This window comes from Euzebya sp. (genome assembly GCF_964222135.1).
GTDB lineage: Bacteria > Actinomycetota > Nitriliruptoria > Euzebyales > Euzebyaceae > Euzebya.
In genome coordinates this window covers 12,654-27,852 of sequence record NZ_CAXQBR010000050.1, presented here as the reverse complement: position 1 = coordinate 27,852, position 15,199 = coordinate 12,654, and the positions used below count along the sequence as shown (strand labels likewise).

Below are 15,199 nucleotides of genomic sequence, written 5' to 3'. Positions count from 1 at the left end.
GCAGGAGAGCCAGCCGGCCCCTCTGGGGTCCGGTAGATCCGACAGGACAACTGACAGACAACCCCATCGGCTCACCGCCCTGCGCGAACAGGTCCCCGCCATCTACCAGCACGCTTGGGGACCCGATGAGCACGCTCGCCTCGGTGTCGTCCACGTCCACTCCTTCCGCCGCGGCCGTAGGGCAGCGTCACCCAACGATGGCCGGGTACGCTGCTCATCCTAATCCTCGTTGGAGTGTTGTGATGATGACAACGGATGGATTTGACTCCTGTGCCTCGACCTGCCGCATGCCGAGCAGGCCCGAGACGTGTTGCCGGTCCGCGGGCGGCCGGCGGCAGAGGCCGCCACAGCCAGAGCCCTCGGTGATCCCGCTCGAGGCCGGCCTGGGTGTGTGGGGGCACGTGCAGGTCGGTGCCATTGAGCATTCGTCAAAGCCGGCCACAGGGTCAGCGTTGGTTCTGGTACCCGGGCCGCGTTGCGCTCTCGGGAACGTCGCCCGCGAGGATCGTGTCCAGGGTGCGGGTGAGCAGCTCCAGGTCGCTGGCGCCTGTCACCTTTGCGACGACGGTGCCGTCGCGGTCGATGAAGTAGGTCTCGGGGATCCCGAACACCCCGTAGTCGATCGCCGTGCGGGAGCCGGGATCCACGAGGTGTGGGTAGCCGTGCCCGAGCTCGTCGAGGAAGGCTACGGCTTGTGACGGGTCGTCTTGGTAGACGATCCCCACGAAGGACACACCCGCCCGCTCGTACTGTGCCGCCGCTGCGACGAGGTCGTCGTGCTCCTCACGGCAGGGGACGCACCACGACGCCCAGAAGTTCACGACGACGATGTCGCCGGCCTGGTCTGCGAGGGACCACGACGCCTCTCCGTCCAACCGGATGAGATCGATCGGTGGCGCGGGTTGCCCGATCAGTGGCGAATCGACGAGTGTGGGATCACGGCCGAAGCGCGTGCCGAAGGCGGCGGCGAGGAGCAACGCCGCGATGGCGGCCAGGACGGCTCCACGCCGGATCCACCTGCCACGCGGACGGAGGTCAGCGCTCATCGGACAGCGCTTGTTCTGCCAGGACGAGGAGGTTCTCGACGAGCACACGGTCCTCACGTCGCAGGTCCGGGTCGTCACGCAGGCTCCGGAGCGTCTCGGCTGCAGCCTGCGGGTTCGCCAGACCGGCGAGTTGGATGTTGGCGAGGGTCCACCGCGCCTCGACGTGGTCGGGGGCCCGCCGCAGGCTTTGACGCACCATCTGCTCGGCGAGCTCGACTTCTCCGCTGTCGTGCAGGATCCAGGCGATGCGAGCCATGGCCGTGGGTTCGTCGCGGTGTTCCAGCACCGCCATGTAGTGATCGAGGGCGAGGTCGTACTCACCTTCGGCGAAGTACCGGTCCGCAAGCCGCATTCGCATGCCGGTGACCGACGGGTTCTCGGCGACCACCGCCTCCATCTCCTCGTTGGTGACCTCGGACCGATCCCGGCCCGCGCCCGCCGCCCCGTCGACGTTCCCCGTGATGAGCTCGCCTGGCTCGCGCTCATCGGCAGAGCGCACCAGGAGGACCGTCGCGACGACGATGACGACCACCACCGCGACGATGCCGGTCAGCGTCCGGACGGCACTGCGGCCGTGGCTCATCTCACCGGGATGGGCGTCCTCGTCATCGATTCGTGCCCGTGCACCGATCGCCTTGGCCGCATCGAGTTCGAAGCGGCGGGACAACTCCTCGGCGGTGCGGTGGTCGATCTCCCCCGCCTCGAGTTGTCGACGTGTCTCTGCGAGGTCCCGCAGGGCAGCCTCGAAGTGGGGGTCCAAGCCGGGATCTGCGGATCGGCCGGCGGCGCTCACGAGCGTTCCTCGCCGCCATGGTCTGCATCCGCCGTCGGGGCGGTCATCACCGAGGGCGCTCGCGAACCTCGACTGCGCCGCTGCCGCTGGACGACGACCAGCCCGGCACCCAGCAGGAGGAACACCATGGGGGCGAGCCACAGCACGAGGGTGTTTCCGGAGACCGGCGGGTCCAGCAGCACCCACTCTCCGTAGCGTTCCATGTAGTGGTCGAAGATCTCGGTGTCGCTGCGTCCCTCGGCTATGAACTGGTCGATCTGGTCGCGGATGGCGATGGCGGTGTCGGAGGAGGAGGCGGCGACCGACTCTGCCTGGCACACCGGGCACCGGAGTTGCCCAGCCAGGTCCCATGCCCGATCGCGGGACTCCGCAGAACCGCGAAGGAGACCGGTGACGATGATCCCGGTGAGCAACACGGCGGTCAGCGCGGTTGCGTACCTCCTCGACGTGGAGTTACGCATCCTGCATCACCGTCGCGGGATGTTGCCTGATCGGTGACCCTCGGCGCCTCGCGGCTCTGCCCTGGAGCGCCCACACACCTCCGAGGACGGTGATGCCCCCACCGAGCCACAGCACCCACATGAACGGATGCCGGTAGACGTCGAGGGCGACCTCGTCCGAGGTCATGCCCCGAAGAGCGAGGTACAGGTCGTCCCGCAGCGTCATCCGCACGGCAGGGCCCGCGACGCTCTGCCCCCGGGCGGGGTACGTGGCGATGCGGGGGCGCATCTCCGCGACGGTCCGGCGTCCGTCGAGGAGGGCGATCTCAGCCACCCGGACTGTCCGGTTGGCTTCATCATGTTCGACGATCCCGTCGAAGCGGAAGGTGGTGCCCAGCGCAGCGACCGGTTCTCCGCGGGGGAGGGTGACCGCAGTCTGCGTGCCCAGGTTGGCGCTGAGCACGACGCCGAGGACGAACAGCGCGAAGCCGATGTGGCTGATCTGGCCGCCCCAGTAGCTCCGGTTACGCATCGCGAGACCCCACAACGCCTGCGACCGTCGTCCCGACCGGGCGGCGGTCTGGCGGCGGGCCTCGGCCACGGTGATCGCGGGGACCAGCGTCGCGAGGACCACGGTGAGGACCACCCACGGGTTTCTGGGGCCGGCGATGACGACGACGACCCCGACCGTCAACGCGGTGACGCAGGGCCACTGCAGGCGATCCCACACCACGCCTGGTCGCACTGCGCGGTAGGGGAGGACCGAACCGACCGCCATCACGACAAGAAGCGCCAGCCCGATCGGCCCGGCGAACCGGTCGAAGAACGGCCGTCCGACCGACACCTGTGCGCCCGTCGCTGCCTCCAGGATCAGGGGATAGGTGGTGCCGAGCAGCACCACGACGGTCAGGACGGACAGGAGGAGGTTGTTGACCAGGAACGCCCCCTCACGGCTCATGATCCGTTCGATCCGTGGAGGGGAGGCGATGAGGTGGACCCGCGTGGCGAACACACCCAAGGCGCCGATCACCACGAACACGAAGAAGCCGAGGAGGACAGGGCCCACCGCGGACTGGGTGAAGCTGTGGACGGAGGCGACGACTCCGGAGCGGGTGAGGAAGGTGCCCAGGATGGTCAGGCTGAACGTGGCGATCACGAGCAGCAGGTTCCATGCGCTCAGCGCCCCTCGTCGCACCTGTGCGAGGCTGGAGTGCACGAACGCCGTGCCGACCAACCACGGCAGCAGCGAGGCGTTCTCGACCGGGTCCCACGCCCAGTAGCCGCCCCATCCGAGCACCTCGTAGGACCACAGCGCACCCACGGCGATGCCGGCGGTCAGGAAGGTCCATGCGACCAAGGACCACCGTCGAGTGCGGTGCAGCCACCCGGGTCCGGGGTCGCCGACCATGAGGGCCCCTACCCCGAGCCCGAACGGGATGGTGAAGCCGACGTAGCCCAGGTAGAGCAGCGGCGGGTGCACCGCCATGAGCAGGTGGTCGAGCAACAACGGGTTGGGGCCGGGACCATCCGCAGGCGGGTTCGCGAGGGTGCCGAAGGGGTTGGCTACCGTGAGCACCAGGCCGAAGAAGAAGAGGGCGACCACGCCGATCACCGCGGTCGCTGCCATCCCCAACCGGTCGGACTCGTCAAGCCGTCGGACGAACAGGAACGTGAACGCGGCCAACACCAGACACCACAGGACGATGCTGCCCTCCAGGGCGGCCCAGGCCGTGGCGATGCTGAACAGCAGCGGCGTGGACCGTGCGTGGTTCTCCGCGACGTAGGCCACGGAGAAGTCGTCGGTCACCAACGCCACCTCGAGGGCACCCATCGCACAGACGGCCGCCAACAACAGGACGCCGGCCACCACTCGAACGCGCACGCCGATGGCAGATCCCCGGGCAGCCATGGCGCCGAGAACCACGAGTGTTGCTGCTGCAACGGCGCCGACGCCGACTGCCGCCGTGCCCACGAGGCCGATCATGGGAGTCCCTCGGCCCCCGGCTGGGTCGGTGGGTAGTACTCCTCGTCGTGTTTGATCAGCATGGTGTCCGAGGTGAACGTCTCGCCGGTCCACGCACCTTCGACGACCACCTCGATCCCCTCCCGGAACAGCTGCGGCGGCGCCCCGCCGTGCACCACGGTGATCTCCGTCTCGGCATCAGCGACGGTGAAGCGGACCGAATCGCCCGCCGGCGAGACGGAACCGGGCGCCACGATGCCGGCCAACCGGAACCGACGGCCGTCATCGAACTCCGCACGCTGAGCGACCGCTTCCGAAGGCGTCAAGTAGTAGGTCAGGCTCTCCCCGAGCCCGCCGAACACGAGCGCGCCGAGGAGCACGATGACGATCCCGCTCAGCGGGAAGATGACCCATCGACCGCTCATCGGTCGGCTCCCGTGGTGTCCTTGGCACGGGAGATCCGTCGACGAAGACTCCACAGGTACCCGCCGATGCCTACGACGGTGACGCCGTAGCCCAGCGCGATCCAACCGAGGTCAGGCACCCGTGGCCCTCCCCATGCCCCCGGTCGTCCCCGCCACGGGCAGAACCGCATCTCCGGCGACTGGGGCGTCGTCGGCGACGAAGGGCCGATCGGCGTCGCCTTCGAGGACGGCGAGGTGTATCCGCGTGCGCACCAAGACGATGTAGAGCAAGGTGAAGGCGGCCAGGCTTGCGAAGAGTGCGGCCAACATCGTGGGGGCCATGCTGGCGGCGGACGGCCTCAGAACGGTGGCTGGCTGGTGGAGGGTCCGCCACCACACCACCGAGAGGTGGACGATGGGGACTTGCACGAACGCGACGATCCCGAGGATGGCTGATCGCTTGGCCCGGCTGGTCGGGTGTGGGGTGCCCCGCCGTAGCCCGAGGTAGCCGAGGTAGACCAAGAGCAGCAGCGCGGTCGTCACCAGCCGTGGGTCCCACGTCCACCACACCCCCCATACCGGTTTGCCCCAAATCGATCCCAGGACGAGCGCCAGCCCTGTGAAGAGGGTGCCCACCTCGGCTGAGGACGCCGCAAGGCGGTCCCACCGGTCATGTCTGGTGCGGAGCCACGCCACGCTGCCGACGAGGGTGACGGCGAACGCCAGGTAGGCCAACCAGGCGGCAGGGACGTGGACGTACAACAACCTCTGAAGATCGCCTTGGAGCCGGTCCGGTGGCGCGGTGAACGCCAGGACCAGGGCCGCGAGGACCGAGCCGGCGGCCAGGCAGCTCCAGATCGTCGTCCGCTGCGCGTAGCGCTCGAGGGTCGGTTCTGCGGTCGGTCGGGCGATCACTCAGAGCTCTCCTCGAGGAGGCCCGCGGCGACGGAGCCGCAGAGCAGGCTCAGGCTGGCCATCGCCGTGGCAAGGAAGAGCCAGGGGGCGGTCGAGCCGCCGTAGGTGGCGGCCTCTCGCATCTGGACAGCGGCAAGGACAAGTGGGACGGCCAGTGGGGTGGTGACGAGGGGCACGAAGGTCGATCCGACTCGGTGGTGGTCCGCCAGGTCGGATGCGAGCGTGCCGAGCGCGGCCAATCCCACCGCACCCACCGCCCCCACGAGCACCGTTTCGGGGACGGCGATGAGGTCGATGTCGTACAGGACGACGGCGATCGGTGCCATGATGACCTGCAGGACGGTGAGCATGAGCCCCGTGGTGGCAGTCCGAGCCAGGTATCCGGTCAGCGCATCGATCCCGAGGAGGCGCAGCAGGTCGCGGTGGGCGGGGTGTGCGGCGATCGATGTCCGTGCGGTCACCATGGCCCCGAGGATCATCACGACCGCCCAGTAGACACCGGGGCCGATCCGTCGCAGGAGGGGTGTGTCGGCTCCGACGGCCATCGCCACGACGATCATGCTCGCTGCTGCGAACGGCACGGTCATCCACACCGCCTGGCCTGCGCGGCGCTCCGCCTTGACCTCCGCGCGCACCAGCACGCCGACGCGTCCGAGTCGCGAACGGCCAGCGGTGACCGAGAACGCGTCGCTCATCCCAGCGCCTGCAACCGGCCATGGCTCAGATGTGCCCTGTGGATCACCGTCTCGAGTCGGTCGGTCTCATGACTGACCATCACCACCGTTCCACGGTCATCGATGACCTCTCTGATCACATCGTCGACCAGCCGTCGTGCGCTCTCGTCGAGGGAGGCGTGCGGCTCGTCGAGCAGGAGCAAGCTCGGACGTGTCAGGCGCACCCGGGCGAGCTCCGCCCGGCGGATCATCCCCGCGGAGCAGGTCACGGACCGGCGCGCTGCGGCGGCACCGAGACCGACTTCGTCGAGAACCTCGAGTGCGGTGCACTGCTCGACGCCGCGCAGCTGGGCGACCAGGGCCATGTTCTCGGCCAACGTCAAGTCGGGGTGCAAGGCGGCCTCGTGGCCCACGAGCGCAATCCTCGGCCGGACGGTCGCGATGCCACGACCGAGGCGATGCCCGAAGAGGGAAGCCTCGCCGCGTGTGGGGACGAGGAGCGTTGCGAGCAACCGGAGCAGGGTGGTCTTGCCACTGCCGGTGGGGCCGCTGATCCCGAGGCTCTCACCGGACCTCAGCTGGAGGTCGAGGCCACGCAAGACCGGCTGTCCACCGAGGTGGACGTCCACACCGCGGAGATCCACGACGGGAAGCTCCCGGCACGACACGGCGGGGGACGCCATCACACTCGGTCGAGACGTGGGCATCGGGTGGCGAGGATTGTCCTACTTCAAGGGCGTAGTACGTCGTGCGCATAGTAGCGTCGTGTCATGCCTCCGCCATGTCGCACTCCATGGGGCCGGCCCAGGACGTCGAACTCGTGCAGCGCACCTCCTGCACCGATCGGCCTGCACAGGAGCGGGCGCGGCCGATGACGGAACTCGTCACGACGGGTGCGCTGGCCTTCGTCGCCGGCGTGATCTCCTTCACCTCACCGTGTGCCCTGCCCCTGGTGCCCGGGTACGTCGCATTCGTGTCCGGCCTGGAGGAGTCGGCGACGCACAAGCGGCGAGGTGTGTGGCTCGGCGCGTCGCTCTTCGTGGTCGGCTTCGGGACGACGTTCACGGTGATGGGGGTGGCCGCGTTCTCGTTGGGACGCATTCTCGCGTTCAACGCCGACATCGTGGACCGGGTGGCCGGGGCGGTGATCATCGGGATGGGGTTCCTCATGCTCGGGGTCATCCGCATTCCTGTGTTGGACAGGGAGGTGCGGTGGCGCCTGGACACGATCCGGCGCGGGCCTTCCGGCGCATTGCCGCTCGGCGCGGCCTTCGCGCTGGGGTGGACACCATGTGTGGGACCGGTGCTGGCAGGCATCCTCGCCACTGCAGCGACGCAGGCGACCGTGAGCAGGGGTGCGCTGCTGCTCGCGCTCTACGCCGCGGGCCTGGGCCTCCCGTTCCTGCTCCTCGCCAGATCGGTGACACGCGGCCGCATGCGCCTGGGTTGGTTGCGACGCCACGGCAGGCACATCGAGGTCGCCGGCGGCGTGCTGCTCGTCGCGATGGGCATCGCCATCGCCACAGGCGGGTGGACGGTGCTGATGAGCCGAATGCTCGTCTGGTACGCACAATTGGGGTGGCCGCCGTTGTGACCGACAGGCGCCGGAGTTCGTCACGGCAGGCGAGTTCGCCGATCAGGAGGTACCAGTGGTTGACGCATCATCGTTGTTCCTGCACGTTCTGGCCGCCATCGGGATCGTCGGTGGTGGGATCGTCCAGGTCCTCGCCGGCGTGCGGGTACGCGCAGCGGACACCGGTCGGGACATCGCGATGTGGGCACGGTTCACGCGCAGCGCCGGGGTGCTGATCGTCGGGTCCGCCGTGGTCTCGCTGATGACGGGGGGGCATCTTGCCGGCGCCGTGTGGGGTGGCGACGCGGGTGGCTTCGCCAACCCGTTCATCACCCTGGGACTGGCGGGTCTCCTGGTGCTGGCACCCGTCGGTCCGATGGTCGGCGGGACGCGGTTGCGTCGGCTGGCCGACGAGGCCGACGCGGTCGGTGACGGGACCGCGCCGCCGGCGCTGCGTGCTCGGTCCTCCGCGGCCACGCTGTGGGGTCCGGTCCACTCCCTGGTAGGGGTCGGCATCGGGCTGGTTGCACTCATGGTCTACAAGCCGAGCTGGTTCACCGGCGTGCTGGTGCTCCTGGTCACCTTCGTGGCCGGGTGGATCGTCGGGGCCGCGCTGGCATCGCGCGCGTCGCCCCGCAGTTGATCACGACGGCCGTCTCTGTGTCCGCGGCTACTTCGTGCAGCGCTACGGCGACTGGATCCTGCTGTCGCCTGAAGCCAGTGGCCTCGGGTGGCTCGTCTGGGGTCTGCCGGTCCTGGCCGTCCTGGGCGGCGCTGGCGTCGCCATGGCGCACACGGGGCGGCGTCCCACCGCGGTGTCGGCGGCGGACGTCGACCACGCCGCCAACCTGGCGGCCTTGTACGTTGAGGGACGGGTCGCGCTGCCCCAGACCCGCCGGGGAGCGGCTCGAAGCGGCGCTCGCGCACGCCACCGCGATCGCCGACGAGGACGCGGCCGCCGAGACGCACCGAGCCGCCCTGACACGGGCCGCCGCCGCGGTGGCCGCACAGCGTCGCGAGGCGCCGACCACGACCCCCGCCCGGCGGCGTGCGACGCAGGCGGCGACCGCCGCGGGGCCGATCGTCGGTCGGTCGACCGCCCACCGCCAGGGGCTGGCGTGGGCCGGTGTGACCGCCACCTTCGTCCTCGTCCTGGCCGGCCTGCTGCTCCTGAACGTCGCACCCCGTGGGACCAGTGATCTCCCCACGGGAAACCTCCCCGCAGCCGACGCCGTAGGATCCGCCGCCACCGCCGAGCTCGACGCCCTGCGCGCCACCGTCCAACGGGACGCCCAGGACGTCCCCGCGCGAACTGGAGCTCGCCGGGCGCCTGCTGCGGGCCGGCGACTTCGACGGCGCCCGTGCCCCCGCCGAAGCCGTGTTGGCCCAGCAGCCGGACCAGCCCGACGGGCTGCTACTGCTCGGCCTGGCCCTCGCGACCGACGGCTCACCGGTTGCGCCGCAGACCCTGCAGCGCTTTCTCGACGCCGCCCCGGCAGGCCACCCCGGCATCCCGCTGGCCCGCTCGCTGCTGGACCCGCAACGGTGACCCGCCACCGCCGACAACTCGCGGTCTTGGCCCTGTCGGTCATCGCCGCCAGCGCCTGCGGCCCGACCGGCGACGTCACCGCCTGGGGCGGCGTGACCACCCAGCGAATCCCCGCCGACACCATCGATGTAGGCCTGACCGACTTCGCCATCGCCACGTCCGCTGTCCGGCTTGTCGAAGGTACCGTAACGCTCGACGTCACCAACGCAGGCGCGACCGCCCACGACTTGCGGATCGCCGGGGCCACCACCGACGTCCGCACGTCGGTCCTGCAGCCAGGGGACATCACCACCATAACCGTCGAGACCTCCGGCGAGGACACCCTCACGTTGTGGTGCACGCTGCCAGGTCACCGCCAGCAGGGCATGGAGACGACGATGTCGGTCGGAAGCTGACCTGCGTCCTCGGGCTGGCTCCTGTGGCCTCGTCGTCGCGTTGCGCACGAGCATCTCGACCTGCGCGTCAGCACGGCGACGTCCGGCACGGGCGGGGTGCGACGCCGACACGTCGGCGCCACCGGTATGAGCGAGAGGAGTCCACCGTAAGGGGACCCCGCCCCTCGTCCCCGCACTGGCGCGCCGCCGGCCTCCGATCGGTCAGCACCACCGCCGGCACCCAACGAGCTGCTCCAAGCAGTCCACCGGCAACGGCAACGTCGTGTCGGTCGTCAGGCCGAGGACACTGATCGCGTCGAAGGGCCATCGCACAGTCCTGGCGCCTCCAAGCGTGCCCCTCCTCGCTGCGGGTACGGGTCAGGCGCAGCACCCACCTTGGCCGTCCGCGCAGCGGCGTGCGGAATCCTCGGACCGGCGCGCCGTCCCGGCTGTACGACCGCCTTCAAACTTGCAGGTGGGCGGGCCGTGACCCGCGAGGACGGCGACGGGGGGTAGCGCGCGGCCGTCGAAGCCAAGCTGGAGGCGGCGGTCGTCTCGCACATCGGTGGGTGCACCGCGCGGCCGATGGCCATCTTGGGCGACTCGGCGGTGGCAGGGTCCTGGCGGACGGTGGATAGCGGTGCGTGGCGGCATCGACCAGCGCGCCCCCGTTGGCGATGACGAGGACCTCGGCGAGCTCGTGGGCCAGGACGACGGTCGCCAGGTCGGGGACGCCGGTGGCTGCCAGGTCAGGAGCGCGAGCAGGATCGCCGGACAGGGTGAGGTTCTGCAGTGGCGGTGCGCCGGCACGTCCGTCGCTGGTGGCGTCGTGGGTTGCGCAGCCGATCACAGCGGGAAGCGCACGGTCATGGCAGACGTGCTGCTCCTCGCGTTGCTGCCCGCCGCGGGCAACATAGCCGGTGGCCTGACCGCTGAACTGGCTCCGCCGTCGGACCGGTGGCGCAACCGTGCGCTGCACGCCGCGGCCGGCGTGGTGGTTGCGGTGGTGGCCATCGAGATCATGCCGCGCGCGGTCGACGTGCTGTCCGGCTGGGTGATCGCCGCCGCGTTCCTCGTCGGCGGCGGGCTATACCTGCTGGCCCAGCGGGCCATCGAGGTGCGCAGCGAAGGTGGCGGCCGGATGTGGATGATCTACCTGGCCGTCGCGACCGACCTGTTCGGCGACGGGCTGCTGATCGGCGCGGGCGCCTCGGTCGGCGGTGGACTCGGGTTCGTGCTAGCCGTCGGACTGGTCCTCGCCGACGGGCCCGAGGGGGGCAGCGGCCACGATGACCTTCCGAGGCAATGGCGTGCCGCGGTCACGACGGCTGCTGCTGTCACTCGCCACAGTCGTCCCGGTCCTGCTCGGTGCGGTGGTGTCCCTACCTGACCTTGAGAGGCCGGCCGGAGAGCTGGCAGTCTGACCGCGCTGGTGGGCACCGCCGGGCTGTTCGTCGTCGCCGCCTTAGAGGACATGATCGCCGAAGCCCACGAGACCGAGGACACCCAGGCCTCCACCGCGGCGCTGCTGCTCGGCTTCGCGACTTCACGGTCGTCTCCACGACGCTGGGCTGATCCTGGTTCGGTCCCGACAGCCAGGTACACTACGGCTCCGAGGATGTCGGTGTAGGTCTGCTCACCGACACCGCCGGTGCCCGCGGCGCCAGGTTCCGGTGTCTGCGGACCTTGCTGAACTGGCGCATGAACGCGTCCAGCGTCGGGTCGTGAAGGCCGTGGAGCCGCAGCTGGTACGTCCAGGCCGTGGCGACGACCGGCGCGCCCGGCTGTTCCTCGACGTCGGCGCCCGATCCGTGCGGGGTCGTAGGCGACCCACGCCGCGCCGTGCTCCATGGAGTGGACGACGTGTTCGGCGCGAGCATCGGCGCGCAGCTGCGCCGCAACGTCGTGGAGCGCACCGACGGGTCTCAGCCACCGTCGTCGGACGCGTCGCGCCACGCGTCGATCCCAGACCACAGGAGGTAGGGGACCATGGCCAGCGCGGCGACGGCGTCCGACCACGACCAGTCGAAGAGCTGGTACAGCCCGAGGCCGGCCAGCACCGTGACCGCCAGGTACGTCGAAGCGATGGTCTCGCGTGAGTCGGCGACGAGCGCGTCGCTGCCCAGTTCCTTGCCGGTGCGCCGCTTGGCGAGGGCCAGCGGCGGCATCACCACGACGGTGGCCGCCGCCATGCCCATGCCGAGGATGCTGAACTCCGGCGCCACTCCTTGGACGAGCTTGGAGATCGCCTCGTAGCTGACGTAGGCGGCCAGGACGAAGAAGGACGCGCCCACGACGCGCAGCGCCCGCTGCTCCACGCGTTCCGACGCGTCCTCATCGCGGCGTTCCCGCCGCAGCCGCCACAGCAGCGTCCCCGCTGCGGTGACCTCGATCACACTTTCGAAGCCGTAGCCCAGCAGCGTCGTGCTGCCAGAGGCGAGCCCGGCGATGGTCGCGACGATGCCTTCCACGACGTCCCAGGTGACGCTGAAGGTCTCCAACCGCTCCCCGCGCCGGAGCAGGCCGTCACGTGATGTCACACCCCGTCCGGATGTCGATGCGTGCTCGTCAGGCACGGGTGAGCCTCCAAGGCAACGTGTCCATCGCCGGGTGGTTGCGCTGGTAGGTGGTCGTCTCATCACTGATTTGCGATGACATCGCTGTAGACTATGCTCCAGATGGTGAGGGGCGAAACCGCGTGGGAGGTAAGGGATGGCAGAGGTGGTGTCGGCGGTGGACGTGGCCACGGCGGCGAAGCTGTTCCGCGGGTTCGCGGATCCGACGCGCTTGGGGATCCTGCTGGCCCTGCTCGACGAGGGGGAGCTGCGGGTGAAGGACCTCGTGGAGCGGCTCGGGTGCTCCCAGGCCAACGTGTCGGCGCACCTGTCGTGCTTGAAAGAGTGCGCGTTGGTGGTCGACAGACCCGAGGGGCGGGCCGTGCACTACCGGATCGCCCAGGAGGAGGTCGTGGAGCTGCTACTCGCCGCTGAGGTGCTCCTGGCGGCGACCGGTTCGCAGATCGCCCTGTGCGACAACTACATCCGGCCGGACGGGTCGCGGTGACCGACGCGGCGCAGGTGACGCGGCAGGACCAGCCGTCGGTGGAGCGGCTGTGGCACTCCCGTCCGGTCCGGTGGTCGGCCAGTGCTGGCGTGCTGCTTGCGGTGGGCTTCGTCGCCGGGTTGGCCGGGGTGCCGATGCCCCTGGTGACCGGGGTCTACGTCGTCGCAACCGTGGTCGGCGCCCGCTTCTTCGCCGCCGAGGCGGTGGAGGAGCTGTGGGAGGACCGCGAGATCGGCATCGAGTTGCTGATGACGGTCGCCACGGTGGTCGCGGGGCTGCTGGGCGAGTGGGGCGAGGCGGCGTCGCTTGCGTTCCTGTACTCGATCTCCGAGGCGCTGGAGGAGTTCACCGAGGACCGCACGCGGGCGGCCATCAACAAGTTGCTGGACCTCGCGCCGAGGCGTGTGACGCGTCTGCGCGACGACGGCACCGAGGAGGAGGTCGACGTCGACGCGATCGCCGCCGGCGACCGGTTCGTCGTGCGCCCGGGGCAGAACGTGGCGACCGACGGTGCGATCGAGCAGGGCCGGACCGCGATCGACGAGTCAGCGGTGACCGGTGAGTCGGTACCGGTGGAGAAGCAGCCCGGTGACCGCGTGTTCGCGGGCACCTCCAACGCCCAGGGGGCACTGGTGGTCCAGGCCACCGCCACCGCGTCGGACAACACGCTGGCGAAGGTCGTCGAGCTGGTCAGCGACGCGCAGGAACGCAAGGGCCGCGGCGAACAATTCATGCAGCGATTCGCCAGGATCTACTCGCCGGCGGTCCTGGCCGCCGGTGCCCTCGTGGCGCTCGTCGGTGGCATCGTGTCGGGCGACTGGGGCGTGTGGGTGCTGCGGTCGGCCACGGTGCTGGTCGCGGCCGCACCGTGCGCGCTGGTGATCTCCATCCCCGTCACCTACGTCGCGGCGATCGGCAGCGCCAGCCGCAAGGGCGTGCTGATCAAGGGCGGCATCTACCTCGAAGAGCTGGGCCGGCTGCGCGCGGTGGCGATGGACAAGACCGGCACGCTCACCCGCGGCGCACCGGAGGTCGTCGACGTCCGACCCACCGGCGAGCACAACCGCGATGACGTCCTCGTGCGTGCTGCGGCGGTGGAGCGGCGCTCCGAACACCCGCTGGCGCGTGCGGTCCTGGCCACCGCCGACGACCACCAACTCGCGGTCCCGGAGGCCACGGCGTTCGAGGCGGTCACCGGTGGCGGCGCGCGGGCGACGCTGGACGGCACGGTCCATCGCATCGGCTCACCTGCGTTCATAGAGGGTGAGGGACATGACGTCAGCGCTATACGGGCCGACATCGAGGATCTGGAAGCGCAGGGGCGGACCGTCGTGGTGCTGGCCGACGACCACGGCGTCCTCGGGGTCCTCGCGATCGCGGACACGGTGCGCCAGCAGTCCGCCCGCACCGTCGAGGACCTGCACCGCCTGGGGATCGAGCACGTCGTGATGCTTACCGGTGACAACCCGCGCACCGCCCGGTTCATCGCTGAGCAGGTCGGCATCGACGAGGTCGGAGCGGCCCTCTCCCCCGACGACAAGGCAGAGTACGTCCAGCAGCTCGGCGGTCGCTTCGGCCACGTCGCCATGGTCGGTGACGGCATCAACGACGCCCCGCCGCTGGCCACCGCATCGGTGGGCATCGCGATGGGCACCGCCGGCAGCGACATCGCGATCGAGACCGCCGACGTCGCCCTGATGGCCGACGACCTCGGCAAGCTCACCGACGCGATCCGGATCGGGCGGCGGACCCGCCGCGTCGTCCGCCAGAACCTCGTGCTGTCCTTCGTCATCCTCGGCGTGCTGGTCCCAGGTGCGCTGCTCGGGTTGATCGGGTTGCCGCTGGCCGTGCTCGCTCACGAGCTGTCCGAGCTGGTCGTGATCGTCAACGGCACCCGGTTGGCCCGAACGTGAAGACGTCGCAGCACCGCGGGCTCCTCGCCGTCGCGGTCACCGCGGTGGCCATCGACGCCGCCACCAAGCTGGCCGCCGTGGGATGGCTCAGCGGACCGGTCGATCTCGGGCTCCTCCGTCTGCGAGTCGCCTCCAGCACCGGGATGGCGTTCAGCCTGGGCGCGGACAGCCACGGGTTCTCATCCTTTCCCTCACCGGCATGGCGGTCCTCGCCCTGGCCGTCACTGCCTGGCCTGGCCACCTCGGCGGCCGCCTTCCAGCCAGGCTCATCGTCGGCGGTGGCCTGGCCAACCTGCTCGACCGTGCGAGCGGCGGCGGCGTCGTGGACCTCTTCGACCTGGGCTGGTTCCCGGTGTTCAACGTCGCCGACGTCTTCATCACCGCAGGCGTCGCCCTGCTACTGCTCACCGCGGCCGCAGACGACCGGACCGACGTATATGCCACTCCGCGGACGGTGACGGACGACTCCGTCAACCCGCAGCGCTGAGCCAG

At 70.1% G+C, this 15,199-nt stretch carries 18 protein-coding genes; 9 read left to right on the top strand and 9 right to left on the bottom strand.

The window, feature by feature from the left end; genetic code table 11:
* Positions 1–446: 446 nt before the first annotated feature.
* From ACEQ2X_RS11495 to ACEQ2X_RS11460, 8 genes are all read right to left on the bottom strand, one after another.
* Positions 447–977: a TlpA family protein disulfide reductase gene (locus ACEQ2X_RS11495; protein WP_370325953.1), complete on the bottom strand. Its 531-nt coding sequence runs from the start codon at positions 975–977 to the stop codon at positions 447–449.
* 58 nt (positions 978–1,035) lie between these two features.
* A complete protein-coding gene (locus ACEQ2X_RS11490) occupies positions 1,036–1,839 on the bottom strand; it encodes a tetratricopeptide repeat protein (protein WP_370325952.1) in 804 nt (267 codons plus the stop codon).
* Complete coding sequence (locus ACEQ2X_RS11485; RefSeq protein ID WP_370325951.1) at positions 1,836–2,300, bottom strand: cytochrome c-type biogenesis protein CcmH; 465 nt, start codon at positions 2,298–2,300, stop codon at positions 1,836–1,838. The genes ACEQ2X_RS11490 and ACEQ2X_RS11485 overlap by 4 nt, the downstream gene beginning before the upstream one ends.
* Entirely contained in the window at positions 2,293–4,161 is a 1,869-nt protein-coding gene (locus tag ACEQ2X_RS11480; RefSeq protein WP_370325950.1) for a heme lyase CcmF/NrfE family subunit, read from the bottom strand. The genes ACEQ2X_RS11485 and ACEQ2X_RS11480 overlap by 8 nt, the downstream gene beginning before the upstream one ends.
* A gap of 98 nt (positions 4,162–4,259) precedes the next feature.
* Complete coding sequence (locus tag ACEQ2X_RS11475) at positions 4,260–4,667, bottom strand: cytochrome c maturation protein CcmE (RefSeq protein WP_370325949.1); 408 nt, start codon at positions 4,665–4,667, stop codon at positions 4,260–4,262.
* 111 nt (positions 4,668–4,778) lie between these two features.
* Positions 4,779–5,561 (bottom strand): cytochrome c biogenesis protein CcsA, encoded by a 783-nt coding sequence (gene ccsA / locus ACEQ2X_RS11470; RefSeq protein ID WP_370325948.1) that lies wholly within the window; start codon positions 5,559–5,561, stop codon positions 4,779–4,781.
* Positions 5,558–6,256: a heme exporter protein CcmB gene (locus tag ACEQ2X_RS11465; protein ID WP_370325947.1), complete on the bottom strand. Its 699-nt coding sequence runs from the start codon at positions 6,254–6,256 to the stop codon at positions 5,558–5,560. The genes ccsA and ACEQ2X_RS11465 overlap by 4 nt, the downstream gene beginning before the upstream one ends.
* Positions 6,253–6,864: an ATP-binding cassette domain-containing protein gene (locus tag ACEQ2X_RS11460; protein ID WP_370325946.1), complete on the bottom strand. Its 612-nt coding sequence runs from the start codon at positions 6,862–6,864 to the stop codon at positions 6,253–6,255. Before ACEQ2X_RS11460 ends, ACEQ2X_RS11465 begins: the two co-directional genes overlap by 4 nt.
* 152 nt (positions 6,865–7,016) lie before the next feature.
* On the opposite strand from ACEQ2X_RS11460, the gene ACEQ2X_RS11455 reads away from it, so the two are divergent.
* From ACEQ2X_RS11455 to ACEQ2X_RS11430, 6 genes are all read left to right on the top strand, one after another.
* Positions 7,017–7,829, top strand: coding sequence for a cytochrome c biogenesis CcdA family protein (locus ACEQ2X_RS11455; protein ID WP_370325945.1), 813 nt, complete (start codon positions 7,017–7,019; stop codon positions 7,827–7,829).
* A 55-nt stretch (positions 7,830–7,884) separates the two neighbouring features.
* Positions 7,885–8,451 carry a DUF2269 family protein gene (locus ACEQ2X_RS11450; protein WP_370325944.1) on the top strand — a complete coding sequence of 189 codons (567 nt, stop codon included), beginning with the start codon at positions 7,885–7,887 and terminating at the stop codon, positions 8,449–8,451.
* Positions 8,333–9,007: a cytochrome c-type biogenesis protein CcmH gene (locus ACEQ2X_RS11445; protein ID WP_370325943.1), complete on the top strand. Its 675-nt coding sequence runs from the start codon at positions 8,333–8,335 to the stop codon at positions 9,005–9,007. The genes ACEQ2X_RS11450 and ACEQ2X_RS11445 overlap by 119 nt, the downstream gene beginning before the upstream one ends.
* A gap of 179 nt (positions 9,008–9,186) precedes the next feature.
* A complete protein-coding gene (locus ACEQ2X_RS11440) occupies positions 9,187–9,357 on the top strand; it encodes a hypothetical protein (protein ID WP_370325942.1) in 171 nt (56 codons plus the stop codon).
* Positions 9,354–9,752 (top strand): hypothetical protein, encoded by a 399-nt coding sequence (locus ACEQ2X_RS11435; RefSeq protein WP_370325941.1) that lies wholly within the window; start codon positions 9,354–9,356, stop codon positions 9,750–9,752. The genes ACEQ2X_RS11440 and ACEQ2X_RS11435 overlap by 4 nt, the downstream gene beginning before the upstream one ends.
* 856 nt (positions 9,753–10,608) lie before the next feature.
* The gene (locus ACEQ2X_RS11430) at positions 10,609–11,121 is read left to right on the top strand and encodes a hypothetical protein (protein ID WP_372530560.1); all 513 of its coding nucleotides are present in this window, start codon (positions 10,609–10,611) and stop codon (positions 11,119–11,121) included.
* A gap of 535 nt (positions 11,122–11,656) precedes the next feature.
* Here ACEQ2X_RS11430 and ACEQ2X_RS11425 read toward each other — a convergent pair.
* Positions 11,657–12,271: a cation diffusion facilitator family transporter gene (locus ACEQ2X_RS11425; protein WP_370325939.1), complete on the bottom strand. Its 615-nt coding sequence runs from the start codon at positions 12,269–12,271 to the stop codon at positions 11,657–11,659.
* Between the two features lie 172 nt (positions 12,272–12,443).
* Between ACEQ2X_RS11425 and ACEQ2X_RS11420 the strand changes: the two genes are divergently transcribed.
* From ACEQ2X_RS11420 to ACEQ2X_RS11410, 3 genes are all read left to right on the top strand, one after another.
* Positions 12,444–12,794, top strand: coding sequence for an ArsR/SmtB family transcription factor (locus ACEQ2X_RS11420; protein ID WP_370325938.1), 351 nt, complete (start codon positions 12,444–12,446; stop codon positions 12,792–12,794).
* Positions 12,791–14,707, top strand: coding sequence for a heavy metal translocating P-type ATPase (locus tag ACEQ2X_RS11415; RefSeq protein WP_370325937.1), 1,917 nt, complete (start codon positions 12,791–12,793; stop codon positions 14,705–14,707). The genes ACEQ2X_RS11420 and ACEQ2X_RS11415 overlap by 4 nt, the downstream gene beginning before the upstream one ends.
* An 82-nt stretch (positions 14,708–14,789) precedes the next feature.
* A complete protein-coding gene (locus tag ACEQ2X_RS11410; protein WP_370325936.1) occupies positions 14,790–15,194 on the top strand; it encodes a signal peptidase II in 405 nt (134 codons plus the stop codon).
* The last annotated feature ends 5 nt before the right edge of the window (positions 15,195–15,199 follow it).